At 64.8% G+C, this 25,845-nt stretch carries 27 protein-coding genes; 14 read left to right on the top strand and 13 right to left on the bottom strand.

Annotated features, from left to right (window positions below; translation table 11 throughout):
• The first annotated feature begins 51 nt into the window (after positions 1-51).
• The gene (locus tag ACNFBT_RS21525) at positions 52-291 is read left to right on the top strand and encodes a cytoplasmic protein (protein ID WP_416752769.1); all 240 of its coding nucleotides are present in this window, start codon (positions 52-54) and stop codon (positions 289-291) included.
• Between the two features lie 29 nt (positions 292-320).
• Here the strand turns inward: ACNFBT_RS21525 and ACNFBT_RS21520 are convergent, their stop codons facing one another.
• From ACNFBT_RS21520 to ACNFBT_RS21505, 4 genes are all read right to left on the bottom strand, one after another.
• The gene (locus ACNFBT_RS21520; RefSeq protein WP_416752768.1) at positions 321-1,190 is read right to left on the bottom strand and encodes a hypothetical protein; all 870 of its coding nucleotides are present in this window, start codon (positions 1,188-1,190) and stop codon (positions 321-323) included.
• A gap of 258 nt (positions 1,191-1,448) precedes the next feature.
• Positions 1,449-2,690 carry an EAL domain-containing protein gene (locus tag ACNFBT_RS21515; RefSeq protein ID WP_416752767.1) on the bottom strand — a complete coding sequence of 414 codons (1,242 nt, stop codon included), beginning with the start codon at positions 2,688-2,690 and terminating at the stop codon, positions 1,449-1,451.
• 125 nt (positions 2,691-2,815) lie between these two features.
• Positions 2,816-3,658 carry an ABC transporter permease gene (locus ACNFBT_RS21510; protein WP_416752766.1) on the bottom strand — a complete coding sequence of 281 codons (843 nt, stop codon included), beginning with the start codon at positions 3,656-3,658 and terminating at the stop codon, positions 2,816-2,818.
• Positions 3,655-4,665: an ABC transporter substrate-binding protein gene (locus tag ACNFBT_RS21505; RefSeq protein ID WP_416752765.1), complete on the bottom strand. Its 1,011-nt coding sequence runs from the start codon at positions 4,663-4,665 to the stop codon at positions 3,655-3,657. Before ACNFBT_RS21505 ends, ACNFBT_RS21510 begins: the two co-directional genes overlap by 4 nt.
• A gap of 498 nt (positions 4,666-5,163) precedes the next feature.
• On the opposite strand from ACNFBT_RS21505, the gene ACNFBT_RS21500 reads away from it, so the two are divergent.
• The gene (locus ACNFBT_RS21500; RefSeq protein WP_015477564.1) at positions 5,164-5,373 is read left to right on the top strand and encodes a cold-shock protein; all 210 of its coding nucleotides are present in this window, start codon (positions 5,164-5,166) and stop codon (positions 5,371-5,373) included.
• Positions 5,374-5,438: 65 nt separating this feature from the next.
• On the opposite strand, the gene ACNFBT_RS21495 is transcribed toward ACNFBT_RS21500, so the two are convergent.
• Positions 5,439-5,954 (bottom strand): Bro-N domain-containing protein, encoded by a 516-nt coding sequence (locus tag ACNFBT_RS21495; protein WP_416752764.1) that lies wholly within the window; start codon positions 5,952-5,954, stop codon positions 5,439-5,441.
• Positions 5,955-6,678: 724 nt separating this feature from the next.
• Between ACNFBT_RS21495 and ACNFBT_RS21490 the strand changes: the two genes are divergently transcribed.
• Positions 6,679-7,425 carry an aspartate/glutamate racemase family protein gene (locus tag ACNFBT_RS21490; protein WP_416752763.1) on the top strand — a complete coding sequence of 249 codons (747 nt, stop codon included), beginning with the start codon at positions 6,679-6,681 and terminating at the stop codon, positions 7,423-7,425.
• Here ACNFBT_RS21490 and ACNFBT_RS21485 read toward each other — a convergent pair.
• Positions 7,422-8,288, bottom strand: coding sequence for a LysR family transcriptional regulator (locus ACNFBT_RS21485; protein ID WP_416752762.1), 867 nt, complete (start codon positions 8,286-8,288; stop codon positions 7,422-7,424). The genes ACNFBT_RS21490 and ACNFBT_RS21485 overlap by 4 nt on opposite strands.
• Before the next feature lie 176 nt (positions 8,289-8,464).
• Here ACNFBT_RS21485 and ACNFBT_RS21480 point away from each other — a divergent pair, with 176 nt between their 5' ends.
• The 7 genes from ACNFBT_RS21480 to ACNFBT_RS21450 all read left to right on the top strand — a co-directional run bounded on the left by ACNFBT_RS21480 (position 8,465) and on the right by ACNFBT_RS21450 (position 14,809).
• Positions 8,465-8,986 carry an L-2-amino-thiazoline-4-carboxylic acid hydrolase gene (locus ACNFBT_RS21480; RefSeq protein WP_416752761.1) on the top strand — a complete coding sequence of 174 codons (522 nt, stop codon included), beginning with the start codon at positions 8,465-8,467 and terminating at the stop codon, positions 8,984-8,986.
• Complete coding sequence (locus tag ACNFBT_RS21475) at positions 8,983-10,245, top strand: hydantoinase/carbamoylase family amidase (RefSeq protein WP_416752760.1); 1,263 nt, start codon at positions 8,983-8,985, stop codon at positions 10,243-10,245. Before ACNFBT_RS21480 ends, ACNFBT_RS21475 begins: the two co-directional genes overlap by 4 nt.
• A 109-nt stretch (positions 10,246-10,354) precedes the next feature.
• The gene (locus tag ACNFBT_RS21470; RefSeq protein ID WP_416752759.1) at positions 10,355-11,452 is read left to right on the top strand and encodes a PLP-dependent cysteine synthase family protein; all 1,098 of its coding nucleotides are present in this window, start codon (positions 10,355-10,357) and stop codon (positions 11,450-11,452) included.
• 48 nt (positions 11,453-11,500) lie between these two features.
• Positions 11,501-11,881 carry a RidA family protein gene (locus ACNFBT_RS21465; protein ID WP_416752758.1) on the top strand — a complete coding sequence of 127 codons (381 nt, stop codon included), beginning with the start codon at positions 11,501-11,503 and terminating at the stop codon, positions 11,879-11,881.
• A gap of 204 nt (positions 11,882-12,085) precedes the next feature.
• Complete coding sequence (locus ACNFBT_RS21460; RefSeq protein ID WP_416752757.1) at positions 12,086-13,411, top strand: MFS transporter; 1,326 nt, start codon at positions 12,086-12,088, stop codon at positions 13,409-13,411.
• A gap of 375 nt (positions 13,412-13,786) precedes the next feature.
• Positions 13,787-14,362 carry an NAD(P)H-dependent oxidoreductase gene (locus tag ACNFBT_RS21455; protein ID WP_416752756.1) on the top strand — a complete coding sequence of 192 codons (576 nt, stop codon included), beginning with the start codon at positions 13,787-13,789 and terminating at the stop codon, positions 14,360-14,362.
• A gap of 72 nt (positions 14,363-14,434) precedes the next feature.
• Positions 14,435-14,809 carry a MerR family transcriptional regulator gene (locus ACNFBT_RS21450; RefSeq protein WP_416752755.1) on the top strand — a complete coding sequence of 125 codons (375 nt, stop codon included), beginning with the start codon at positions 14,435-14,437 and terminating at the stop codon, positions 14,807-14,809.
• 339 nt (positions 14,810-15,148) lie between these two features.
• Here the strand turns inward: ACNFBT_RS21450 and ACNFBT_RS21445 are convergent, their stop codons facing one another.
• The 5 genes from ACNFBT_RS21445 to ACNFBT_RS21425 form a co-directional block, all read right to left on the bottom strand.
• Positions 15,149-15,460 carry a cupin domain-containing protein gene (locus ACNFBT_RS21445; protein WP_416752754.1) on the bottom strand — a complete coding sequence of 104 codons (312 nt, stop codon included), beginning with the start codon at positions 15,458-15,460 and terminating at the stop codon, positions 15,149-15,151.
• Between the two features lie 98 nt (positions 15,461-15,558).
• Entirely contained in the window at positions 15,559-16,599 is a 1,041-nt protein-coding gene (locus ACNFBT_RS21440; RefSeq protein WP_416752753.1) for an alpha/beta fold hydrolase, read from the bottom strand.
• A gap of 140 nt (positions 16,600-16,739) precedes the next feature.
• Positions 16,740-16,970: a DUF2798 domain-containing protein gene (locus tag ACNFBT_RS21435; protein WP_416752752.1), complete on the bottom strand. Its 231-nt coding sequence runs from the start codon at positions 16,968-16,970 to the stop codon at positions 16,740-16,742.
• Entirely contained in the window at positions 16,967-17,557 is a 591-nt protein-coding gene (locus ACNFBT_RS21430; protein WP_416752751.1) for a flavodoxin family protein, read from the bottom strand. The genes ACNFBT_RS21435 and ACNFBT_RS21430 overlap by 4 nt, the downstream gene beginning before the upstream one ends.
• Positions 17,558-17,932: 375 nt before the next feature.
• Complete coding sequence (locus tag ACNFBT_RS21425) at positions 17,933-18,793, bottom strand: LysR substrate-binding domain-containing protein (protein WP_416752750.1); 861 nt, start codon at positions 18,791-18,793, stop codon at positions 17,933-17,935.
• 133 nt (positions 18,794-18,926) lie between these two features.
• On the opposite strand from ACNFBT_RS21425, the gene ACNFBT_RS21420 reads away from it, so the two are divergent.
• The 4 genes from ACNFBT_RS21420 to ACNFBT_RS21405 are packed head-to-tail and all read left to right on the top strand — an operon-like array spanning position 18,927 to position 23,100.
• A complete protein-coding gene (locus ACNFBT_RS21420; RefSeq protein ID WP_416752749.1) occupies positions 18,927-19,979 on the top strand; it encodes an agmatine deiminase family protein in 1,053 nt (350 codons plus the stop codon).
• On the top strand, positions 19,979-20,887 hold the full coding sequence (aguB, locus tag ACNFBT_RS21415) for an N-carbamoylputrescine amidase (RefSeq protein WP_416752748.1): 909 nt from the start codon (positions 19,979-19,981) through the stop codon (positions 20,885-20,887). The genes ACNFBT_RS21420 and aguB overlap by 1 nt, the downstream gene beginning before the upstream one ends.
• A gap of 2 nt (positions 20,888-20,889) precedes the next feature.
• Positions 20,890-21,990 carry an extracellular solute-binding protein gene (locus ACNFBT_RS21410; RefSeq protein ID WP_416752747.1) on the top strand — a complete coding sequence of 367 codons (1,101 nt, stop codon included), beginning with the start codon at positions 20,890-20,892 and terminating at the stop codon, positions 21,988-21,990.
• Positions 21,991-21,999: 9 nt separating this feature from the next.
• Entirely contained in the window at positions 22,000-23,100 is a 1,101-nt protein-coding gene (locus ACNFBT_RS21405; RefSeq protein WP_416752746.1) for an agmatine deiminase family protein, read from the top strand.
• 443 nt (positions 23,101-23,543) lie between these two features.
• Here ACNFBT_RS21405 and ACNFBT_RS21400 read toward each other — a convergent pair whose 3' ends face one another.
• A complete protein-coding gene (locus ACNFBT_RS21400; protein ID WP_416752745.1) occupies positions 23,544-24,302 on the bottom strand; it encodes an SIR2 family NAD-dependent protein deacylase in 759 nt (252 codons plus the stop codon).
• Complete coding sequence (locus ACNFBT_RS21395) at positions 24,299-25,822, bottom strand: diguanylate cyclase (RefSeq protein ID WP_416752744.1); 1,524 nt, start codon at positions 25,820-25,822, stop codon at positions 24,299-24,301. The genes ACNFBT_RS21400 and ACNFBT_RS21395 overlap by 4 nt, the downstream gene beginning before the upstream one ends.
• Positions 25,823-25,845 lie beyond the last annotated feature (23 nt).

Raw genomic sequence — 25,845 nt, 5'->3', positions numbered from 1 at the left:
TGTCGATTCGATACAAAATTTCGCGCCCGCCGATTTCCTCAGGAGTTCCCCATGCAGAAGTACCGCCTCAGCATCCAGCGCCACGGCCAGTTGCTCGGCCATTTCGAATCCGACGTGCCCTGGGCGCGGGAGGCCGTGCGCTCCATCGCCGGCTGCCTCGGCGAGCAGGGCTTCAGTCTGGAACTGCAGGTGGCCGAGGGGGAGCGGCGGTTGCTGGAGAGCACGCCCGAAGGTGTCCGCCTGCTGGGCAGCGAGCCGTTGTTTCGCCGTATGGCGCTGGACGATCTGTAGCACGTTTCCGCGAGTCGGCGCTCGGGCCGTTACTCCTGCTGCTGTGCGGGGCTCAGGTGCAGCACGCGGTTGCGCCCACCCTCGGCGAGCAGGTAGCCACCCTTGCCGTCGGCGACTATGGCCTGCGGCGCCTTGAGGAAGGACAGCACGGTCTGCGGTTCGTCCTTGCCGTTCCACAGCAGCAGGCGCGCGCGGTGGGTGGAGTCTTCGCTGATCCAGATGCCGCGTGCGTCGCACATGACGAAGGTGGGCTTGTTCAGGCCGCCGAGGATTTCCGGGTCGTTGCCGTCATCGCTGAGCTGGCGGAGCTTCCCCAGGTTCTTCTGGGTGTAGAGCAGGCGGCCGTCGGTGCAGCGGGTGACGGATTCGGCTTCGTCGAGGCGGTCGCGCACCACGCTCAGTTCGCCGTCGCTCCAGCGGTAGCGCAGCAGTCGGCCGCTGTCGTGGCGGTCCTCGATGGCGTAGAGGGCGTCGCCGTCATCCCACAGCCCCTGCACCGAGTTCCCCTGGAACAGCGTGCTGAGCTGGCCGTCCTGCAGCATCTGCACCGGCTTGTCGTCCGCCTCCTGGCTGAACACCCAGCCGCCACGGGCGGCGATCAGGCCGTCCGGCTTGGACAGGCCGTCGATCACCACCTTGCGCTCGCCGCTGGGGGTGATGCGCAGGATGTTGCCCTGGCCGTCCTTCAGCTCCTGGCTGACCAGCAGGCCACCGTCGGGCAGAGGGACGATCGACGCGGCCTTCTTCACCCCGCTTTCCAGCACCTGGACGTTCCAGCCAGCGGCGGCCCGGACCGGGTAGAAGCCCTGCCAGATGAAGAATCCGGCGGCAGCGGCGAGGGTAAGGGCGACGATGGAGAGGGCGATGCGCAGGGGAGAGCGGCGGGAGGAGTCGGTCATGGGGCGCGGTCGAATCTCTGGGGGTGGCAGGGACTGAGTCGGTACGGCCGTGCATGGTAGCCATTGTGGGTGGCTGTGGGGTAGCGGAACCAGCGCACGGGCAACTGTTTCGAAGCGCGTACAGAAGCCCGGTGCGGGAGGAGCGGGAAGGCAAACTGATAGCAATGGCCTACAGTTCGTGTGTCCTTTGCTGAGGGCAACTCGAACGGCTGGTGCAGACAGGATGTCGGCAGCAGCCGTTTTCCTTTGCGCGCCGGATCATTCGGCCAGGCGGACCACCGAGTCGGCCTTGGGGGCAATCACCTCGGCTTTCGGCAGGCGCGTCGGCGTGCCGCGCAACAGGCCGGACAGTTCACTGGCGGCAACCGGCTTGCCGAACAGGTGACCCTGGGCGGCCTCGCACCCCAGGCTCTGCAACTGGCGATGCTGGCTGGCGTTCTCCACGCCCTCGGCCACTACGTGCAGGCCCAGTTCGCGGCCCAATGCCAGAGCGTTGGTCAGCACGATCAGGCGGCGCGGGTCCCCCGTGTTGAGGTTGGCGAGGAAGTTGCGATCCAGCTTCAGCTCGGTGAACGGCAGTTCCACCAGGCGTTGCAGGGTGGAGTGGCCGCAGCCGAAATCGTCGATGGCCAGCCCGCAGCCCAGCAGGCGCAGGCGCAGCACGTTCTCCAGGCTCAGCGGCGGTGCGTGCAGCGGCGAGGTTTCGGTCAGCTCGAAGGTGACGTTGCGCGGGTTGATCTCCCTGCGCTGCAATTCACGCTCGACGCTGGCGGAGAAATCGGTCTGGGCAATCTGTTCGGCTTCCAGGTTGAACGACAGCTCCAGGTCGGTGCGGCCGTGGGCCCGCAGGGCGTCATGGGCCTGTCCCATCAGGTTGAACAGCAGGGCATCGAGCAAGCCGCCACGACGCAGGGCCGGCAGGAACTGGTCCGGCAGCAGCACCTGCCCGTCCTCGCGGTGCCAGCGGGCGAGCACTTCGAAACCGTAGATCTGCGCGGTGGCCACCGTGACCTTGGGTTGCAGGGCTGCGCGTATCTCACCGCGTTCCAGCGCAAGGCCCATGTTGCCGTCATCGACGCTGCCCCGGTCGCGCAGCGCTATGGAGCGCTGCGGGGCCTGGGGTTCGAAATCGGCCAGTAGCGTGCGCAGGCGCTCCAGGGTGGCCGCTTCGTTGCCCAGCCAGAACACCTTCATGCCTTGCAGTTGCAGCAGGTGCGCCAGCGCCGACCAGGTGCCCGGCGCCATCTCGCCGCTGACCACCACGCCGTGGGCGAGGCGTTCGCGCGCCACGGTCTGGAGGAATTCCAGGCGTGGCACCGGGTCGATGCGCACATCGCAGATCAACAGGTGCACGCCGCCCATGCTGCGCAACCGGTCCAGGGCCAGGGCGTTGCTGGAGACCTCCGAGAGGAAGTTGTAGCCAAGGTGGTGGAGGGCGGTCACCGCCGTCGAACGGTGCAGACCGGACGCCTGCAGGATCAGCGCGGAAAGGGGAGGCATGGAATGCTCCGATGGGCATTGGGGGTGGCAGCATTCTGTGGATTGGCGCCTGTTTGATGAGGCGTCGGATTCCAGAGTTGCTGTCAGAGAAATCTCATTCGGAGATTTCGCCGACACCCCGCCGCTCAACGCTTGCCATAGCCCTGGGTCACCCGGTCGATCACCACCGCCAGCGCCACGATCGCCAGGCCGGCCTCGAAGCCGCGCCCCACGTTCAGCGTCTGGATGCCTACCAGAGCATCCTCGCCCAGCCCGCGCGCGCCGATCATCGAGGCCACCACCACCATCGACAGCGCCATCATCACCGTCTGGTTGAGGCCGGCCATGATGCTCGGCATCGCCTCCGGCAGCTCGACGTAGCGCAGCCGCTGCCAGCGCGTGGCACCGAGGCAGCGCGCCGCTTCGCGCACGGAGGGGTCGACCTGGCGCAGGCCCAGTTCGGTCAGGCGCACCAGCGGCGGCAGGGCGTAGATCAGGGTGGCGAAGATCGCCGGCACCTTGCCCAGGCCGAACAGCATCAGCACCGGGATCAGGTAGACGAAGCTGGGCAGCGTCTGCATGACGTCCAGCAGCGGCATCAGGACCCGCCGTGCCAGCGGCCGATAGGCCAGCACCACGCCCATCGGCACCCCGATCAGCACGCACAGGCCGGTGGCGACCAGCACCAGCGCGCAGGTCTGCAGCAGCTTGTCCCACAGGCCGACCACGCCGATCAGGAACAGCAGCACCACCAGCGTCAGGGCGCGCACCCAGCTGCGCCCGGCGTGCCAGGCGAGCAGCCCGACCAGCGCCAGCAGCAGCCACCAGGGCAGCAGGCGCAGCAGGTTCTCCAGCGCCACCACCAGCTGCAGCAGGCTGTCGGAGACCTGGCGCAGGCTGTCGCCGTAGTTCAGCACCAGGCTGTCCACCCACTGGTTCACGGGGCCGGCGATGGAGTAGTGCAGGCTCTGCGGAAACTCCGAACTCATAGGGCGGCCTCGACCCTGGCGCGCTGCTCGGCCGGCAGCCAGCCCTGCCACACCTGCGGGTTGGCCTTGAGGAAGTCGCGGGCGGCGTCACGCGGGGCCTGGCGCGTCTCGTTCATCTTCGCCAGGGCGGCGTTGAGTGCGCCGATGGGGATGTCGACCTTCTCGAACATCGCCACCAGCTCCGGATATTGCTCGCGGAAGGGCGCGGAGACCCCCACCGACAACTTCGCCGGCAGCGAGCGGCTGCCGCGCGGGTTGGCGTTGTTGGGGTCGGAGAGGGTCTTCCAGGCCTCGGCGTCGAACGGCGGCTCCTCCAGGCGCAGCAGCTTGTAGCGGCCCATCAGCGGGGTCGGCGACCAGTAGTAGAACAGCACCGGCTTGCCCCGGCGGATCGACGAGGCGATCTCCGCGTCCATCGCCGCGCCCGAGCCGCTGCGGAAGTTCACATAGCTGCTGTCCAGGCCGTACGCCTTGAGCTTCTGCGAGTTGACGATCTCCGAGGTCCAGCCGGTGGGGCTGTTGAGGAAGCGGCCCTTGTCCGGTGACTCGGCGTCGCGGAACACCTCGCGGTAGCGCGGCAGGTCGCTCACCGAACGCAGCTCCGGGGCCAGCGCGGCGATGCCCCGTGCCGGGTCGCCGTGGACCACGTAGTCCGGCACCCACCAGCCCTCGTCGGCGTTCTTCACGATGTCGCCCAGGCCGTAGACCTTGTGTTCGGCTTCGGCCTTGACCCAGGCGGGGCTGCGCCCGGCCCATTCTTCGCCGATGACCTGGATGTCGTTGCGCGCCAGCGCCGTCTCCAGGCTCACCGTGCTGCCGGGCAGGGTATCGGTGGGGTAGCCGTAACCCTGTTCCACCAGCAGGCGCAGCATCTCGGTGATCAGGCTGCCGCTCTCCCAGGTCAGTTCGCCAAAGTGGATCGGTTTGCGTTCCTCGGCGGTGACGCCCTGGCCCAGCAGCCCCAGGGCGAACAGCGCGGTGCCCAGCCAGCGTGTGATCGTATGCATGTGCGGGTCCTTGTCGTGCCCGGAAATCGGTCGTCAGCCTTGTAGAGTAGATGGTCACCTTCGGCGCAGCCGGTGAGAGGCCCCGCAGGCTACTGGCTGGTTGCGTGGCTTCGGGTGCCGTACGCGGGCGGGGTTCGCTTCCGATCCTGAAAAAGTCGCTTCCTGCACGCGCGGACCGCGTTCGCGAGACTTGTGTGAGACAACCTCGAATCAGGCCGATCAAGGTGCTGGAGAGGCCGGAAATAGGGGCTCGGGCCATGTTTCTCCCCTGCTGGGAACCGCCGACCGCCCGTCAAATACACTCACTTGAGTGAAAAAAAGCTACCAATTCCCCACGCCCCATGTATTCTGCTCGCGCTGCCTGCCCGGTAAAGCGCCGCGACTTGATGTTCTGTCTACACGATGTTCCATCTCCTCGGCACCTCTTCACTACGCATTCAGCTCATGGTCGGTCGGCAGTCGACTGGCCTTTAGCAATTTATCTCTGGAGACAACATCATGTCCGATCGTCAAAACGGCACCGTCAAGTGGTTCAACGCTGAGAAGGGCTTCGGCTTCATCACCCCGGAAAGCGGCCCGGACGTATTCGTTCACTTCCGTCAAATCGAAGGCAACGGCTACAAGTCCCTCGACGAAGGCCAGAAGGTCAGCTTCATCGTGACCGCCGGCCAGAAAGGCCCGCAGGCCGAGCAAGTTCGCGCCGTCTAATCGACGCCACTTGTCGAAAAAGCCCCGCATTTGCGGGGCTTTTTCATTTCGGCGGCAAAATGCCGTCAGACGCCGCCCTCATGGCTCGGCGCGCTGCCCTTGAGCCGCCCCAGCCAGCTCCGGCGCCCCTTGAACGGGCTGAAGGTCGGCACCTGCTGGAAGGGCACCCAGATTTCCCCCTGCCAATCCAGCACCGTCACCCGCTGGGACTCCCAGCGCATCGTCATTCGCCGTGGCTGCTCCGATCCCTCCCTGCCTACATCGCGCAGCAGCGGAATCACCTGTTCCGACAGCCAGCGCCCGAGCGTGCGGCTCTCCGGGTGGCCGAAGCGGATCAGCGCCTTGTACAGCGCCGCCTCGTTGATCACATCCACTTCCAACGCTCCGCCACTGGCAGTGAGCAGGCGCACGGTCTGCACCTCGTATTCCTCCATTCGCCGCGCTAGGGACTGTGGGTAGTCCATCGCCAGAAGGCGGGCAAGGTCATGGGCGACAAACCAGGGCTGGTCGTCGATCAGAATGCCGCGCAGGAAGTGGTGGTGACGCTGGAAGGTCGTGGGGGTGTAGAGATGGTCTTGCATTGGCAAAGCTCCTGATTAATCCATTAAGAGAGCTGCCACTCGCCGCTGTCATCGAAGGGTGGCAGGCCGCGCGGGGTTGACAGACCGGAATCAGGAAACCGGCAGACCTTTTGGGTCTCCCCGCGCGGTCCGCCATTGTAGCGTTGCAGAGAATTCTGCGGTCGCACGGGGGCCTGTAAAAGCGATTACGCCACTTTCACATGCACCGGTTATGGCGCATCGCGCCTGATTTGCGGGCTGTCAAACCCGGCCACGGTATTTACCTGGCCGGGCGAGGATAAGGGGGCGCCTTGTAGGCTCGCAGCGCAGAGCAGGGTGGGAAGGTTCAGATTGCGGGGGCGCGAGCATCAGGTAACGGCGCACCGGGGCCGATATCAGATGCGTATTTGCATCGCACTTGACCACCCAATTGCATTGCCGCTGACCAGTCAATTGCATTCGTGCTGACCACCGTTTGCATCCGACTTGACCTGTCACGCCGAAGAGGCGACCGGCAGAGAACGGCCATTAACGGTCACCCGCGACGACCGCGCTCCGTTCTGCTTCGAGGATGTAGCGTAACGCCTTGGTAGTTCAGCTGACTCCAGGCATCAGTACTGAGGCCATCCTGCATTCATCGCAAACCGCGATGAGCCTGCCGAAACTCACCGCCAGTGCGGCCTTTGTCCATCCGCTATGCTTCGGACCGCAAGGTAACCAGCGCTTATTGCCGGGAGTTCGGGTCATGAAGCATCACCAGACGGGTATCGATTTCAGTCAGTCACTGCACCACCGTCCCCGCCTCGGGTTGATCGCGCTGGCCTCGGATGTGCTGGTCGAGCGTGACTTCTGGCGAATGGGGCTGGCGGCCGGCGTCGATATCATCACCACACGGATCGCGCAATCCATGCCACTGACGCCCGCCACGCTCGCCCGGCTGGAGGATGGCATTCCGGATGCCGTGAGCTTGCTGCTGCCTGAGGCTCGGCTGGATGCAATCGTCTTTGCCTGTACGTCCGGCTCGGCGATCATCGGCCCGGATAAAATCGCTGGGCAGATTGCCTCCCTGCGTCCTGAGGTGGCGATCACCAATCCGGCAACCGCCGCTGTCGAGGCGCTCAAGCACCTGGGCTGTCGCAGGATCGCGTTCATTGCCCCCTATACCCAGGATGTCGCCGAGATCACCAGCGGTGTGTTCGCCGACGCGGGTATCGGTTTTTCTGATCGCCTGTGTTTCGGCCTCACAAGCGATGTGGAGATCGCTACGCCTGGGCTCGCGCATTATCGACGCGCCATCGCCCAGGCCAATATCGCGACCGCGGATGCGATCTTTTTGTCATGCACCACTGCAGCCACGCTGGACCTGATCGAACCGCTGGAAGCCGAGACGGGACTTCCCGTGATCACCTCGAATCAGGCGGCCTTCTGGCACGCCCTTCAACGAATGGGCCACCCCTCTTCAATAACCGGTTTCGGAAAGCTGCTGGCCTAAGCGCTCGCTGCCTGTAGCTCTTCGGCATGTAACGCGTTGCGCAGCGTCGTGAGCAACTGATGCACGATGACCGGAGGCTCAAGGTGGGCGGTCTTGAATTGTCCATGCACGATGGGCAGCTTGGGTAGCCGGGGGTGCTGGAGCTTCAAAAGATCATCCGGGCAGTCCTCTTCGGGAATCGCCGCGATGGCCAAGCCACTGCGCACTGCCGTGCGGATGCCTTCGAGCGTGTTGCAGTCATAGACCGAACGCCACGGCACACCAGCCTGATCCAGTGCCGTGAAGGCCTCCCGGAAGTACAGGCAGTGCCCCGAGATATGCGCCAGCGGCAGGACTTCGATGCTGTCCAGATCGAACCCAGGCAGGCCGATCCAGACCAGTTGGGAGGGGCATAGATCGGGCGTCTCCCCCGCCTTCAACGGCTCGCGTAGCAGCGCCGCATCCAGAAAACCGTCGGCCAGCGCACGGCTGTGCTCGTAGGAAAGCCCGGAGGTGACCTTGATGGTCACGTTCGGGCGCATGGCCATGAAGGCTTGCAGCACCGGGGCAAGGCGCGAGAACAAGTGATATTCATCAGGCAGCCCCAGCTTGATCGTGCCGCCCATGCGCGCGGGGCAGAACTCCTCTTCGATCCGGTCGATGACCTGCAAGAGGGTGGTGACGTGGGTCAGCAGCACGTCGCCTGCCGTGGTCAGCTGGCAACTGCGGGTGGTACGCCGAAAGAGCTGGGTCTGCAGGTAGTCCTCAAGCTTGGCGATATGCCCACTGACCGTGGATTGGCTGGCGTTCAGCAGTCGCGCCGCCTCACTGAAGCTTCCCACCGAGGCCACTTTGTAGAAACTGCGCAGCAGTACGGTATCCATTGGAGATGTCCTTCACGGGGCTGGGCCTGAAACCGTCGGGCGCATGCGAAAACTGCGCGCCTTAATATATTGCAATACACGATCAATCTATCAAATAAAACCGTTACCAGCCAATAAGTGCTGCTGGGTATATTGCCAACACATACCCATAAGAACTCCACCACAGGAGAAGCAGCATGAGTGACAAGCCAGGTGACCGTCCGGCATCCGCCACCGATGGTGAAATCGGAATCCTTGCCAGACGCCGTATCGAAGCCGGTGTCATTGCACCGATCTACCAGGAACTCTGCGCCCGCCTGGGCGAGGAGATGGCGCAGTCGATCATCGACGCCGCCATCCGCAAGGCCGCCGTCGAGGCCGGCCAGGCATTCGCCGCCAAGACTCCGGGCGGCACCAGCCTGCGTACTTTCCAGGAGCTGCAATCGCTGTGGACCCAGGACGATGCGCTGATCATCGCGGTCGACACGGCCACCGACGAGCAATTCCACTACACCGTCCACCGCTGCCGTTACGCCGAGATGTATCGGGAGATGGGCCTCGGCCACATCGGGCACCTGTTGTCTTGCAACCGCGACTACATGTTCCCGCAAGGCTACGACTCGAACATCGAGCTGGAACGCACCCAGACCCTGATGGAAGGCGCGTCCTGCTGCGACTTCAAATACCGCTACGTGAAAAAACAGGACGGCCAGCAATGAGCGCAATGACTAACATGGGTCGCAAGGCGCTCATCCAGCCGGACCGTCTCTGGGCAGACCTGATGTCGACCGCCAGATTCGGCGCCTTCGGCGAAACCGGCATGCGTCGACTGGCCCTGAGCGAGGAAGATCGCCAGGTCCGGGACTGGTTCGTGAGCGAGTGCCGCGCCTTGGGTTGCACGATCGACATCGACCGGATCGGCAACATCTTTGCGACCTACCCCGGCCGCGACGCGAACCTGGTTCCCATCGCCATGGGCAGCCACCTGGACACGCAACCGGCCGGCGGCCGCTTCGACGGCATCCTCGGGGTGCTGGCCGGCGTGGAGCTGCTGCGTGCGCTGCATGACGCCGCGATGCGCCCCGCCCACCCGATCACCGTCATCGTCTGGACCAACGAGGAAGGCTCGCGCTTCGCGCCGGCAATGATGGGCTCGGGCGTGTATTGCGGTGCCCACAAGTGGGAAACCGTCGCGGCGACCTGCGACAAATCGGGTATTTCGGTGGCCCAGGCGTTGGATGCCATCGGCTACGCCGGTGACCGTGAGCCCGGCTTCATGTCGTTCAGCGCCTATCTGGAGTTGCATATCGAGCAGGGCCCGGTCCTGGAAGCCGAAAACCTCGAGATCGGTGTCGTCGAAGCGGTTCAGGGTGTCTGCTGGCTGGACATCAAGGTACCGGGCGTCGAAGCCCATGCCGGTGGCCGCCCCATGACAATGCGCGAAGATGCGCTGATCGCGGCCTCGAAGATCGTGCTGGCAGTCGAAGCTGTGGCGTCCCGTCACGCCCCAGGCGTAGGCACCGTCGGCTACATCAGTGCCGGGCCCAACTCACGCAATGTCATTCCGGGCTCGGTCTCACTGGAAGTGGATCTGCGCCACCCTACCGATGCGGGACTCAATGCGCTCGAGACCGAACTGATCGCAGAAGTGCAGCGTGTTTCCCCAGGGGCAGAGATTCGCCGGGTCTGGCTGAAGCCTCCGGTCAGCTTCGACTCACGCATCGTGGACGTCGTCGCCGTACGGGTCGAAGCCTTGGGCTATTCGGCGCGGCGCATGGTGTCGGGCGCAGGCCACGACGCGGCGCACGTCGCCGGGCTGGCCCCGAGCGCGATGATCTTCATTCCATCGTACCTGGGGCTTTCGCACAACGTGCGCGAATACTCCTCGCCGGAACAATGCGCCAAAGGCGCCACAGTGCTGCTCGACGCGGTGCTGGACCTGGACGAGCGCCTTCTGGCCGACGCCTCCAGTCACTAAACACACCACCCACGGCAATCAAAGACACCGCCCGGACGGCCGCTCATGGCTGTCCGCGGACAGTCGTGGGCGCATTCAACAACAATCGACGTAACTTGGAACTATTGATATGGGCACCGATACCACTCAATCCGTAGATATCGATTGGGCGCGCAATGCAGTCAGGTTGCTGGAGGGCGATGGACACCGCTCGGCCGACACTCACCTGATCAAGCCGACTTTCCCAGGCCTGGGCAATATCTCGGTCTATCTCAAGGATGAAAGCACCCACCCCACCGGCAGCCTGAAACACCGGTTGGCGCGGTCGCTATTTCTCTACGGCATCTGCAATGGGCGGATCAACAAGGACACGGCGCTGGTCGAGGCTTCGTCCGGCTCCACCGCGGTGTCGGAAGCCTACTTCGCCAACCTGCTGGGCTTGCCGTTCATTGCCGTGATGCCCAAAAGCACGAGTGAAGCGAAGATCAGCGCCATCCGGCGTTTCGGCGGCGTCTGCGAGCTCGTCGAGCATCCGGGCGAGGTCTATCGCGTGGCCGCCGAGATCGCGGCCCAGAAAGGCGGCTGCTACCTGGATCAATTCACCTACGCCGAGCGCGCGACCGACTGGCGTGGCAACAACAACATCGCGCAGAGCATTTTCAACCAGATGGAACGCGAAGAGCAGCCCCGCCCGGCCTGGGTGGTGATGAGCGCAGGCACCGGCGGAACCTCGGCCACCATCGGCCGCTATATCCGCTATCGCGGCTTCGACACCCGCCTGTGTGTCGTCGATGTGGAGCACTCCGCATTCTGCGAAGCCTGGGAGACCGGTGACATGACCACGACCTGCGCGCGCCCTTCGCGGATCGAGGGCATCGGCCGCCCTCGGGTGGAACCATCGTTCATCCCTGGGGTGGTCGACCGCATGTTCAAGGTGCCGGATGCCGCCTCGATCGCCGCGGCCCATGTGCTGTCGGAACGGTTGTTCCGCCGCGTCGGCGCGTCCACCGGTACGAACTTCTTCGGGCTGCTGTGCATCGCCAGCGAAATGAAGCGCCGAGACGAAGAGGGCTCGCTGGTGACCTTGATCTGCGACAGCGGTGATCGCTATGCCGACACCTACTTCAACACTCAGTGGCTGGAGCGAAACAACCTCGATATCGCCCCGTGGTACGCGCGCATCGAGGCATTTCTGGATGGCGCGACGGACCAGTTATCCGTCGACTGACAGGGCCGCGTGCCTATGACGATCCATTCCTTCACAACGGACTTCGACATGATTACCCAGGTTTCCAGCACCTATGCCCCCCTTGCCATCGGTCCCTACTCGCAGGCCATCCGGATCGGCAACCTGCTATTCGTTTCAGGCCAGTTGCCCATCATGCCGGCCACAGGGGAGTTCTGCTCCGAGGAAGCCAGCGAGCAAACGCGACAGTGCCTCGAGAACATTGCCGCAATCGCGCGCGAGGCCGGCACATCTTTGGAAAACACGGTCAAGACGACACTGTTGGTCACCGACCTGAGTGAGTTCGCCCTGGTCAATGGCGCTTATGCCGAGTTCTTTTCCGCGCCCTATCCGGCCCGAGCCTGTTACGAGGTCAAGGCACTGCCCAAGGGCGCCAAGATAGAGATCGAGGCGGTTATCGCCATCCCTTAGTTTCAGTACCGGGGCCTGTGGCGCAGAAGGCGGGATGCATACCGTCTCCGGTGCCCCCGCAACGCGCCAGTGATCTCGTTGTCGCCTCGGTATCGCACCAGCCCACCCCTGATAGACCCAGCACGCATCATGCAGGCGCCCGACCACTGCGCCAGGGCCGCCTGCGCATTCAAATAATTACAACGAGAGATTGTGGAGGCTTAAATGGGTATGCATATCGCTTCAAGTCCACGCGAAGCTAGCAACACGTCTGGTCAACTTTCACTGGATGAGGCACGCCTGATGCCCATCCATATCATTGCTGCGATCGCCTGCCTGGGCGGTGCAGCATTGGACGGTTACATACTGGGGATCATTGGCCCTGCGCTCGCGCTCGCCAAGAATGAACTGCTTCTGACCGCCATGAGCCAGGGCCTGATTGCCTGCAGTGCGTTGATCGGGGTGTTCATTGGCGGGCTGGTGTTCGGCAACTTTGCCGACCGCTACGGACGTCGGCCGGTCTTCTCCTGGAACCTGGCGGCCTTCATTGTCCTGTCGATGTGCCAGTTCTTCGTGCAAGACATCTGGCAACTGGTGATCATCCGAGTGCTGCTGGGGTTGGCGATCGGTGTCGAATATGCCGTTGGCTCGACGGTGCTGGCTGAGTTCTCGCGGCGCAAGAACCGAGGCACCTTGCTGGGGAGCTTCACCATCGCCTGGCAAATCGGCTTTACCGCAGCCTTCATCATTGGCGCGTTCTACGACGGTGACAATTGGCGGATGCTGCTGGGCTCGAGCGTGATTCCCGCCGTCATCATCTACCTGCTGCGCCTGTTGCTGCCGGAAACGCCCATGTGGCTCAAGGCACAAGGGCGAGACTCCGAGGCACGTGCCATCGTCGACAAACACCTCGGTGCCCAATATGCAATCCCCGATGTGGATGTCCGTCCCCAAAGCGCATCGCTGCTTGAATTGTTCAAGCGCGATACCTGGAGGCCAACCCTGTTCTCCGGCTTGTTCTGGTTCTGTCAGGTTGGCCCCTTCTTTGCCATTTTCACCTTCATGGTGCCGGTGCTGGATTCACTGGGGCTGCAGGGGGACCATCGAGTCGACCTGTCGCTGAACGCTATCCAGATTGCCGGTGTGATTTTTGGTGTATTCCTGGTGCACTGGATGAGCCGTCGCGGGTTCGTCATCTGGACCTTTGTCGCGGTGTTGGCGATCTTCCTGGCACTGGGTTTGTTCGCCCAGGCTCCGACCTGGTTCATCGTGAGCCTGTTTGCGACCTACATGTTCATTGGCCCGGCCATCAACAATATCCAGTTCGTGTATCCGCCAGAGATCTTCGATACCCATGTCCGCGCCACCGGGATCGGCTTCTCGGCTGCGTTCTCGCGGATTTCGGCAGCCGGCGTGACTTACCTGCTCCCCTCGTTGCTGCAGTCCTTCGGCTTCTCTACGACTTTGATCATGATGGCCGGCTTCCCACTGCTGGGCCTGGTAGTGACCCTGTTCTGGGCGCCGGAGACAAAAGGCAAGCCGTTGCGATAAATGCGCTGGGGCCGCCTGGTCTTGGGTTTACATCACCTGAACGACAAAACGCCCGATCGGATAGATCGGGCGTTTTGTCGTTCAGGGTTGTCACTGATCAATTTCGAGGGAAGTCCCAAATATCGCGACTCTTACTCGTACGATCTGAATGTCTGGGTGTCCGCTATGGGTCGGTAGCTGCCTCTCGTCAGCGACAGAAAACAGCCAAGAGCTGCACTCTTCTACAAGGAGACGTTATCGCTGGAAAGTCAAAATCTTTTCGCAACTGGGCCAACCGTTTGTCGCGCACTGCAACGGCCCCAGAGCAGCCTGAGTATTTGACTCTCCCGTTATGGTCAGGCTTTACCCTGCACGCTTCATGTTCAGGATGAAGTGATGATGAGCAAACGAGTACTAGTGGTGCTGGGGCACCCGTCAAGCGAGAGTTTCTGCGCAGCGCTGACCGAGAATTATGTCGAGGCGGCCAGAAGTGCCGGCCATGATGTAAGGGTGCTACGGCTTGATGCTTTGAGCTTTGACCCGGTACTACGCAGCGGCTACCGGCAAGCGCAGCCACTGGAACCCGATCTGCTCAGGGCCCAGGCCGACATCACCTGGGCCGAGCACCTAGCCTTTATCTACCCCATCTGGTGGGGCGGTATCCCTGCGTTGATGAAAGGCTTTTTCGACCGCGTGTTCCTGCCCGGTTTCGCGTTTCAGTATAGGGCAGGCAAGGCTTTCCCCGAGCAACTGCTCAAGGGGCGAACAGCGCATTTGCTGGTGACGATGGATACACCGCCGTGGTACTACCGCTGGGTGTATCGCATGCCTGGCCTTCACCAAGTGCGCAAGACCACGTTGCAGTTCTGCGGTATCAGAACGCTGCGTACCCTGATGTTCGGGCCGCTGCTCGGCTCCAGCGCGCGGCGACGTGGAGCCTGGCTCGAAATGGCACGAGGCATCGCCAGCTGACCTGCGGCTATGTGGTTCCCGAACCGCTGGCGCCATGCAATGATGCCCCGCTCCCCTATGAAAAGGACATTCATGTATATCGGCAAAGCCGCCCAACTGTCGGGTACAACGGTCAAGACCATCCGCCACTATGAAGCGATTGGCCTGCTACCGCCGCCCGAGCGCCAGGGGCAGTACCGCGTTTACAATCAGCAGAGTGTCGAGCTGCTGACGTTCATCAAATGCGCGCAGCAGTTGGGTTTCAAACTGAAAGAACTGCAGGCGATTCTGCTGAGGCATCAGGGTGATGATTTGCCGTGGGAGTTGGCGGGCAAGGCCATTGCCGACAAGAAACGCGAAGTGCTGGGGCAAATCACTGGGCTGCAACAGATATACGCAGGGCTCGAGGCGTTTGAAGCAAGCCTTGCAGGTGCCAAGTATCAGTGCGGGCTTAAGCGTCTGCCATAAGCAACGAAGCGAGCTGCTGTCTTCGATCTAAATGCGATCGCCGCAGGAGCGGGTTTGACCCGCCAATACGGGCGTAAAAACATCAACCGTATACGAATCCGCTCAGCCAGGTATGCTCCGGGTCATCCAGCGAACAGCAATAATATCCAGAGTTAATTGATCCACGGCCAATTAATATTTTCCTACTCTTTGTAGGACTAAAGAGGCAGCTTTGGGTTGTGCAGCCGGTCGTTGCTACGGTGTGACTGGTTAAGCCGCATGCAAGCGGTGGTCAGCACGAATGCAAATGCTTGGCCAGGAGGAATGCAATCGGGTGGTCAAGTCAGTGCAATTGCGCAATCAGACGCTGCCCTCGGTTTCGATCACCAGGATGCGCGCCTCACCTTGAGGGTGAGCCACATGCTCAGTGCCGATCGAGGCGTAGAAGATATCGCCGGTTTCCAGCATGACCCTATGCTCGCCATCGGCATCGCGGTAATGCATCTCTACCCGCCCATCGAGCACCGCGAAGACCTCTTCGCCATCGTTGATGTGCCATTTGTACGGCTGGTCGGTCCAGTGCAGGCGGGTGGTGATTCCGTTCATGTTGGCGATATCCAGTGCGCCCCAGGGGCGGTTCGCCGTGAACTGCTTGCCACGGATGATTTTCAAGGTCTTGGGTCTCCGGCAGGTGTTTGCCGATGCTACGTGAATGAACCGCCAGACGTTACACCACGATGGCCCCGCACGGGCGACGGGGCCAGGCTGAATTACCAGGCCGCCACATCCACCACCGCTTTCACGAAAGCCTCCGGTGCTTCCTGCGGCAGGTTGTGTCCGATCCCTCCGGTCAATGTCCGGTGCACGTACTTGCCGGTGAACTTCGCCGCATAGGCCTTGGGCGGCGGGTGGAAGGCGCCGTTGGCGTCGCCTTCCAGGGTGATGGTGGGCACGCCGATGGGCGGGGCCTTGGCGAGTTTCTGTTCCAGTTCGTCGTACTGCGGTTCGCCCTCGGCCAGGGCCTGGCGCCAGCGGTAGTTGTGCAGGGTGATGGCGACGTGGTCGGGGTTTTCGAAGGCCTTGGCGCTGCGCTCGAAGGTGGCGTCGTCGAAGTTCCACTTCGGCGAGGCCTGTTTCCAGATGAGTCGGGTGAAGTCGTGGGTGTTCTTCGCGTAGCCGGCCGCGCCGCGTTCGGTGGCGAAGTAGAACTGGTACCACCAGAGGAATTCGGCTTCCGGCGGCAATGGCTGTTTGCCGGCCTGCTGGTTGCCGATCAGGTAGCCGCTCACGGCCACCAGTGCCTTGCAGCGTTCCGGCCAGAGAGCGGCGATGATGTCGGCGGTGCGCGCGCCCCAGTCGAAGCCGGCGAGCACGGCCTTGTCGATCTTCAGCGCATCCATCAGGGCGATGATGTCGCTGGCTACCGCGGCCGGCTGGCCGTTGCGCAGGGTCTTGTCGGAGAGGAAGCGCGTGCTGCCGTAGCCGCGCAGCCAGGGCACTATGACCCGGAAACCGTGGGCTGCCAGTGCCGGGGCCACGTCGACGAAGCTGTAGATGTCATAGGGCCAGCCGTGGAGCAGGATGACCACCGGCCCGTCCGCCGGGCCGTCCTCGGCGTAGCCGACGCTGAGCAGGCCGGCGTCGATCTGTTTGAGCGCCTTGAACTGGGTATGTCCGCCGGCCTTCGCCGCTGGCGCGGTCTTGCTCGGTTCGCTGGCGGCCTGCGCCACGTTGGGCAGTTGCGATGCGGCCAGTGCTACGGCAGCCAGGCGCATCAGGTGGCGGCGGCTGCTATCGAAGTGCTCCGACATGATTCATCCCCGGGTTGGAGTAGGCCCGGATAAGCGTAGGCGAGCCGGCGGAACCGGGCGCAATCAGTGATCCCTACGCCCGGTGCCGGCCTCTGTCGTTGCGACTGGAGATGATGGGTATCGCTGCGCTCCACGCCATCCTACGGACTGGGCTGAACCATCTTCTCCACCAGCCGTCGCGCCAGCGGGGCGATGACCAGCACCAGCGGGAAGCCCACGCACCAGCTGGTGAGCCAGGCGCCCAGCCAGAGCTGGGCAAAGTCGGCGACAAGGCCGACGGCGCGGAAGGTGGAGAGGCCGGCGACCAGCAGGGTCATCACGCCGGAGAGGATCAGGGCGAACAGCAGCGGGCTGTAGCGGCGGGCGATCATGCGTGGGCCTCCTGCGCGGCTTCCATCTGCGGCTGGTGCAGGCGCTGCAGGGTTTCGGCGAAGTGCTGGCCGAACATGCGCGCGGTCTTCAGGTCGCCGGGGACGAAGTCCGGCCTGGTCTTGTCGGCCTGGGCCATCAGGCCGGACCAGGAACCGAGGCGGTTGGCGGCCTCGTCCTCGGGAACGCCCAGGTGCTGCTCGGGGAGGATCGGATTGCCGGCCCAGAGCATGCCGTGCTGCATGCAGAAGGTGAACAGCGAGATCAGCGTGGACTGCTTGTCGCCCGCCGGCAGCGCCGAGACGGTGAAGCCGGCGGCGAGGCGGCCGCGCAGTTTCTGCTGGCGCCAGAGTGGGCCGGTGGCGTCCATCAGGGCTTTCAGCGGCGCCGAGACGCCGCCCAGGTAGGTGGGGGAGCCGAGGATCAGTCCGTGATAGGCGAGCAGGGCCTCCGGGCGTTCGATCAGGTCCTGGGCCTTGAGCAGGTGTACTTCGCAGCCGGGCACGAGGCGGGCGCCGCTGGCGATGGTCTGGGCGATCCGCTCGGTGCGGCCGCTGGCGCTGTGGTAGAGGATGGCGAGGGTCTTCATGGGTTCTCCGTGGGTTCACGCAAGGGGAAGGGCGCGTCCGGGGTGCTCGGAGCGGGCTTGGTGTAACCCTACGAGTTCAAGTGAACTTGAGGTCAAGGGGAGAATTGCGGGGATTGCGTTAGTGGTGAAAGGCCCACGCGTGCCGGTGGCGATCAGGTGTTTATGCGGGGAGGGCGTCGAGGGATTGGCGCGATTGGGACGGGAGGAGGTCGAATCGTTTGGGCGCGGGGGGCTTGCCCTCACCCCAGCCCTCTCCCAGAGGGAGAGGGGGCAGGTTGTGCCGGCTGACGCTTTGGCTTCGTCCTGCTCCGAACTGTCCCCTCTCCCTCTGGGAGAGGGTTAGGGTGAGGGGGCTCTTGATCTCCCCGCTCAACCTCAAACCAACCCCAGCGCCCCCTCCAGCCACTCGCAGAACTGCCCCGCCTGCATCGTCCGCTCGCTCTGCTGGTGCACCAGCAAAGACCAGTTCGGCCCGCGCACGGCGTGTTCGCTGAGCGGCACCAGATGGCCGTTGTCGCGCGCATCGCCGGCCAGCAACTGGCTTACCAGGGCAATGCCCAGCCCCTGGCTGGCGGCATCGAGCAGCAGGCCGGGGTCGGAGAAGTTCAGCCCTTCGCTGCGCTGGCCGACAGGGGCGCCGCCCTGCAATTGCCAATGCGCCCAGTCCATTTCCCGTTCGCCGTGCAGGGTGGTGCGCGTCACCTCCGGCTGCTGGAGCACCCGGGGATGGCAGGCGGGGTAGAGGCGGTCTTCCAGCAGGATGCGGAAGCGGCATTCGGCCTGGGCAGTGAGGTCGTCGCGCACGGCGATGTCGATGGTCTGGGTGGCCATGTCCGGGGTTTCGCTGGTGGTCAGCAGCCACAGGTCGATCTGCGGATGGCGCGCGTGGAAGTCGCCCAGGCGCGGCACCAGCCAGTGGCGGGCGAAGGCCGGGGTGGTGTTGACCACCAGCTGGTTGGGCTTGCGGTACTGGTCGAGGCGGCGGATGCCCACGGCCAGCTGTTGCAGCAGCGACTGGGTGGTGCTGAGCAGGTCGAAGCCGGCATCGGTGAGGGCGACCTTGCGCCCGGAGCGGTAGAACAGCGGCTGTTCGACGAAGCTTTCCAGGCTGCGGATCTGCTGGCTGATGGCGGACTGGGTGAGGTGCAGTTCCTCCGCCGCCTTGTGGAAGCTGCCCAGCCGGGCTGCGGCTTCGAAGCCGCGCAGGGTGTTCAGGGGAGGCCAGTGTTTGAGCATGATCGATAAGTTCTGCTGATCAGATTTACGCAAAATCTATCGTTTGTTGTGTCGGTTTTACAGGCCTAGGATGGTTTCAGGCGCCGCTGAACCCTTTTCCTCCGATAAAAATTCCTAACCAAAGGCTTTGTGTATGCATCTCAACGATATGCAGAACGGCTGGCGCATGCCTGCCGAATGGGTACCTCACGCGGCGACCTGGATGGCGTTCCCGCATAACCGCCCGCTCTGGGAGGGCGGCTGGCGGGTGACCCTGGAGCAGGTGCAGGAAGATTTCGCCCGGGTGGCCAACGCCATTGCCCGCTTCGAGCCGGTGAAGCTGGTGGTGGATCCGTCCGCCGTGGCCCGTGCCGCCGAGCTGTGTGGCCCGAACGTCGAGCTGGTGGCGCTGCCCATCGACGACAGCTGGTGCCGCGACTCAGGGCCGACCTTCGTCTGCCATCCGCAGCATGGCGTGGCCGGGGTGAGCTGGCGCTTCAATGCCTGGGGCGGCAAGTCGGCGCACACGCTGGACGAGGGCCTGGGCCGTCGCGTGCTCAATCACCTGGGGCTGGACTGCTTCGGCACGCCGCTGGCCAACGAGGGCGGGGCAATCCACGTGGACGGCGAGGGCACGCTGATCACCACCGAGTCAGTGCTGCTCAACCCCAACCGCAACCCCGGCGTGAGCAAGCGCGAGATGGAGGAAATCTTCGCCCGCCTGCTGGGCGCGACCAAGACCATCTGGCTACCGGGCGACCCGCAGTACGTTACCGGCGACATGACTGACGGCCACGTCGATGGCGTCTGCGCCTTCGCCCGTCCCGGCGTGCTGCTGGTGGATGCCACCCGCGATACGTCCAGCGTCTATGCCGAAGTGGCGAAGGAGAACCGTCGTGCCCTGGAGCTGGCCACCGATGCCAAAGGCCGGTCCTTCGAGATGATCGAGTTGTTCGAAGCCAGCGCGGCGGTGGACCCGGAAGCGGAAGTCTTCTGCGCCTCCTACACCAACTTCTACCTGGCCAACGGCGCGGTGATCATGCCGGCCTACGGCATCGCCGCCGACGACGAAGCCGCCGCCACCCTGGCCCGTGCTTTCCCCGGCCGCGAGGTGGTGCCGGTGCGCATCAACCACCTGGCCCACGGCGGCGGCGGGGTGCACTGCATCACCCAGCAGCAGCCGGCCTGGCCGCTGGAGGGCGTGTGATGAGCAAGCTGACCGTTGCGGTGCTGCAGTTCTCCTGCAGCTGGGACCTGCCGGCCAACCTCGACGAGGCCGAGCGCCGCGTGCGCGAGGCGGCCGCTGCCGGTGCGCGGCTGATCCTGCTGCCCGAGCTGTTCGCCACGCCGTATTTCTGCATCGAGCAGGACCACAATCACCTGGCGCTGGCCCAGCCTTACGAGGACAGCCCGATCCTGCGGCGTTTCGCCAAACTCGCCGCGGAGCTCGAAGTCGTGCTGCCGCTGAGCTGGTTCGAGCGCGCCGGCAACGCCTACTTCAATTCGCTGACCGTGGCCGATGCCGACGGCCGCCTGCTCGGGGTGTATCGCAAGACGCACATCCCCAATGCCATCGGTTACCAGGAGAAGGAGTACTTCAGCCCCGGCGACACCGGCTTCCGCGTCTGGGATACCGCCGTCGGCCGCATCGGCGTGGGCATCTGCTGGGACCAGTGGTTCCCCGAGACGGCGCGCTGCCTGGCGCTGCAGGGCGCTGAGCTGCTGCTGTTCCCCACCGCCATCGGTTCCGAACCGGGCGCGGCGCATCTGGATTCCCGCGACCACTGGCAGACCGCCCAGCGCGGCCACGCCGCCGCCAACCTGCTGCCGGTGCTGACGGCCAATCGCATCGGCGAGGAAGTGGCGCTGGGCGATGAAGCTTTGCGCATGCGCTTCTACGGCTCGTCCTTCATCACCGACCACAAGGGCGCGCTGCTCGCCGAGGCCGGGCGTAACGAGGCGGCGGTGCTGGTGCGCGAGCTGGACCTGCACGTGGCCCGCGAGGAGCGCCTGACCTGGGGCGTGTTCCGCGACCGCCGACCGGAAATGTACGGCCGCCTGCTCGGCCTCGACGGCCAACACCTTCACTCACGCTGGCAAAGCCAGGGAGTCTGACCATGAAATCGATGCTGATCGGCGCGCTGGGCCTGTCCCTGGCCTGCGCCCTGCAACCTGTGGCGGCGGAGGAAAAGGTCCTGCGCCTGTTCAACTGGGCGGATTACTTCGCCCCCGATACCCTGGCCGGCTTTACCCAGGAGACCGGGATCAAGGTGATCTACGACGTGATGGACGGCAGCGAGACGCTGGAGGCCAAGATGATGGCCGGGCACAGCGGCTATGACCTGGTCTTCCCCGGCGACACCGTGGCCGAGCGGCTGATGCGCGCCGGTGCGCTGCAGAAGCTGGACGACAGCAAGCTGCAGCACCTGGGCGACATCGAGCCGGGCCTGCAGAACCTGCAGACCAAGTATCCGTACTCGCGCCACGCCGTGGTGCCCTACACCTGGGGCAGTATCGGCCTGACCTTCAACCAGGCAAAGATCGAGCAGCGCATGCCCGGCGCGCCGGTGAACAGTCTCGACCTGCTGTTCAAGCCGGAGCTGGCCAAGCACTTCGCCGACTGCGGCATCTCGCTGATCGACTCGCCGGACGAGGTGCTCGCGGTGGTGCTCAACTACCTCGGTCGCGACCCACGCAGCGGCAAGCCCGAGGACCTGGCGGATGCCCTGGCGGTGCTCAATGGCATCCGTCCGTACATCCGCAAGTTCCAGTCGCAGCCGGTCACCCAGTTGGTCAACGGCGACCTGTGCCTGTCGCTGGGCTACAGCGGCGACGTCATCCAGTCGCAGCGCGCCGCCGACGAGGCGGGCAAGAAGGAGCGCTTCGAATACCGCGTGCCGCGCGAGGGCACCTCGGTGTGGATGGACACCATGGCGATCCCCGCCGACGCGCCGCACCCGGAGTACGCCTACGCGCTGATCAATTACCTGATGCGCCCGCAGGTGATGGCGGCGATCAGCAACGCCACGGGCTACCCGACGTCCAACGCCAAGGCGCGGCCGATGGTGGATGCCAGCATGCGCAACAATCCGGACATCTATCTTGATGAGAAGGCTTACGCGCGGCTGTTCCCCGGCAAGGACATCCCGCAGCGCGACATGCGTGCGCGGATGCGTACCTGGACCAGCTTCAAGACCGGCACCGGAACAGGCAGCTAAGGAGGCAACATGATGACCCGCAGGAACCTGCTCGGCGCCGGCATGACGCTGGCGACGGGGCTTGGCCTGGGCTTGGGCCGGGTCGCCCTGGCCAGTGAGCGTTGGTACATGCCCGACGAGCACCGCAAGCAGGAGCGGGTGTTCGTTGCCTATGCGGCGAGCGCGGAGGTCTGGGAGGACTTCGCGCCCGCCGTGAACGCCACGGTGGCGCGGCTGGCCCGCGCCATCGGGGAGTTCCAGCCGGTGACGGTACTGTGCCGGCCGGCGCAACTGGCCGAGGCGAAGCGCGCGTGCGCGGCGCAAGGCGTCGACTTCATGGCCATGCCGCTGGATGACATCTGGGTCCGCGACTATGGCGGCTGCTACCTGGTGAACGACGCCGGCGGCCTGGCCCTGGCCGACTTCAACTTCAACGGCTGGGGCGGCAAGCAGCACGCCCAGCGCGACGGCGAAGTGGCGGCGGCGCTGGCCGAGGAGCTGGAGGCGAAGCATGTCGTCAGCGCGCTGTGCGGCGAGGGCGGCGGTATCGAGGTGGATGGCCATGGCACGGCCATCCTCACCGAGAGCTGCTGGGTCAACGACAACCGCAATCCCGGCTGGACGCGTCCGCGCATCGAGGCGGAGCTGAAGCAACGTCTGGGGCTGCGCAAGATCATCTGGCTGCCGGGTATCCGCGGCGAGGACATCACCGATGCCCACGTGGACTTCTATGCGCGCTTTGTCGAGCCGGGCGTGGTGGTGGTCAACCTGGACAACGACCCGCAGTCCTACGACTACGCGGTGACCCGTCGACACCTGGAAATCCTCAAGGGCGCCACCGACGCCGATGGCCGGCCGATGAAGCTGCACAGCCTGCCGCCGCCGGGCAAGCCCAAGCCCAGCCAGTACAACCGCGACAATCCGGATTTCGCCGCCGGCTATATCAATTACCTGCCGGTGAATGGCGGGGTGATCGCGCCGAAATTCGGCGATGCGGCGGCGGACGAGCACTGCCATGCGCTGCTCAGCGAGCTGTACCCGGACCGCGAGATCGTGCAACTGGACATCGACCCCATCGCTGCCGGCGGGGGCGGCATCCACTGCGTGACGTCGCACTTGCCGGCGATTTAGCAGCCGTTCGCGAGCAAGCTCGCTCCTACAGGCCCATGCCGGAGCGATCTTCGTAGGAGCGAGCTTGCTCGCGAACCTATCCCTGCGCCGGCCTTGCCGGCGGATCGCGGACAAGGGCTAGGCGTCTCGAGATCAAGAGCCCCTCACCCTAACCCTCTCCCGCAAGCGGGAGAGGGGACCGTTCGGTGCAGGAGGAAACCTTGGCGTCAGCCGGCACGGGCAGCTCCCTCTCCCTTGGGGGAGGCAGGCACGGATTTGTCCAGAAGAAGACAGTTGCTCGTACGAACAACATGCCGGCATAGACCTGTAGGAGCGAGCTTGCTCGCGAACCTATCCCTGCACCGGCCTTGCCGGCTGATCGCGGACAAGGTCCGCTCCTACGAAGAGCGCGCGGGTGTGGAGCTATAAGAGCGTGCTCGCGAACTCCATTCCGCAATCTGGCTCTAGCTGAATGCTGCTTCCACCAATGCCGGCAGGGCCACGCCCGCCGCGCTGGCGAGGGCGAAGTCGCGTTCGCCATGCAACGGCCCCGGCGCGGGGTTGATGTGCAGCACCGTGGCGCCGGCACGCCAGGCGACCTGAGGGATTTCCGCCGCCGGGTAGACCACGCCGGAGGTGCCGACCGAGATCAGCAGGTCGCAATTCTCCGCGGCTTCAAAGGCCCGGTCCATGGCATTCATCGGCAGGCTTTCGCCGAACCATACGACGCCGGGGCGCAGTGGCCCGCCGCAATGGGCGCAGGCGGGCGGAGTGACGTGGCGGCCGGCGTCGGGCTCGTCGGGAACCGGCAGCGGCGCCTCCGGCTCGCGCTGGCAGGTGAAGCAGCGCGGGCGTTCGAGCTGGCCGTGCAGGTGAATGACCGAGGGGCTGCCGGCGCGCTCGTGGAGGTCGTCGACGTTCTGGGTCACCAGGGTCAGCCGCGGCACCTTGCCGGCCAGCGCGGCGATGGCCCGGTGCGCGGGATTGGGCTGGGCGCGATGTACGAGGCTGCGGCGCCACTGGTACCAGCCCCAGACCAGCGATGGATCGGCGCGGAAGGCTTCGGCGGTGGCCAGCCGGGAGGGCTCGAAGCGCGCCCAGAGGCCGGTCAGCGCATCGCGGAAGGTGGGGATGCCGCTCTCGGCGGAAACCCCGGCGCCAGTGAACACCACTACATGGCGCGCGTTGCGCAGGGCGTCGAGCAGGGCGGGGGCGAAGGTCATGGCTCTGCTGCGGCGAGGCTGGGCGCGCTGTCCAGGCGGTTGCGGCCGTCGGCCTTGGCCCGGTACAGGGCCTGGTCGGCGGCGCCGATCAGGGCGGTGGCGGAGGCGCCCGAGCCGGCGGGCAGGGTGGCGATGCCGATGCTCGCGGTCACCCGGCCGAACGGGCTGCCAACGTGGGTCAGGTTGCTCTGCCAGAGACGCTGCAGGATCTGCTCGGCCACGGCCTGCGCGCCGGCGCTGTCGGTGCTGGGCAGGATCACCGCGAGTTCCTCGCCGCCGTAGCGCGCCGTCAGGTCGCCGGGGCGCCGCACTCTGTCGGTCAGCAGTTGGCCGATGCTGCGCAGGCAGTCGTCGCCGGCGGGGTGGCCGTAGGTGTCGTTGAAGCGCTTGAAGTAGTCGACGTCGATCAGCAGCAGGCTCAGCGGCGCCTGTTCGCGGTGGGCGCGGCGCAGTTCGGCGGCGAGGTGGTCGTCGAAGCTGCGGCGGTTCTGCAGGCCGGTGAGCGGGTCGCGGGAGGCCAGCACTTCGAGCTGGCGGTTGGCCTTGAGCAGATCTTCGCGGGCGCCTACCAGCAAGGCTTCGGTGCGGATGCGGCGCTGGATCGCGAGGATCATCAGGCAGCCGATGATGACGATCACCATCAGCAGGCCGAAGGCGATGCCAACCGTGCGCAGGGCGTCGGCGCGCCAGGCGGCCAGGGCTTCATCCTTGCCCAGGGCGACGGTGGTCACCAGTGGGTAGCGCTCGTTCTTGCGGAAGGCGTAGATGCGCTCGATGCCATCCAGCGAGGAGTTGAAGGTGGCGGTGCCGACCTGGGCGTGGTCCAGGTAGCCGCTGAAGATCGGCGAGCGCGACAGCACGCGGCCCATGTCGCTCTGGCGGAACGGGTAGCGCACCAGCACCTGGCCGTTGACGGTGGTGACGCCAATGGCGCCGTGGCGGCCGATGTCGATCTTGCCGAACAGCTGGAGGAAGTTCTCCACGCCCAGGGTGACGGAGATGACGCCGGCGAAGCTGCCGTCGGGATGGTTGTAGCGGCGGCTGACAGTGATCACCCACTTGCCGGTGGAGCGGCTGCGGATCGGCTCGCCGATGTAGGCGTCGGTCGACGGGGTGTCGCGATGGTGAATGAAGAAGGAACGGTCGGCGCCACTGGTGCCGGGTGGAGCATTGCCGTTGGAGGACATCAGCCAGGCGCCGTTAGCGTCGTAGACGACGATGCCGTCGAGTTGGCTGAGCAGGGATTGCTGGCGCTGCGCCAATTGACGCAGGCGCTCCAGCTGCGCGGGACCGCTGCCGTCGGCCTCCAGGCGCTCGGCCAGGCCCAGAAGCAGCATGGAGCTCTGGGTGATGATGCCTTCGACGTAGGTGTCCAGCGCCTGGGTCAGGTTCAGGTTGTGGGTGTAGGCCTTGGCGAGGGTGCGCTCGCGAGCAGCCCAAAGCTCCCAGGCGGTGGCCGCCGCCACGGTCAGGCTGATGATCGACAGCAGAAGTACGGCAAGGCGGATGTCGCGTTTCACACGGGCCTCGTTGAGTGGATATC

This window comes from Pseudomonas sp. NY15181 (assembly GCF_048068055.1).
Classification (GTDB): domain Bacteria; phylum Pseudomonadota; class Gammaproteobacteria; order Pseudomonadales; family Pseudomonadaceae; genus Pseudomonas.
Note: the sequence above shows the minus strand (reverse complement) of the source record. Positions and strands in the feature narration are given on the sequence as shown.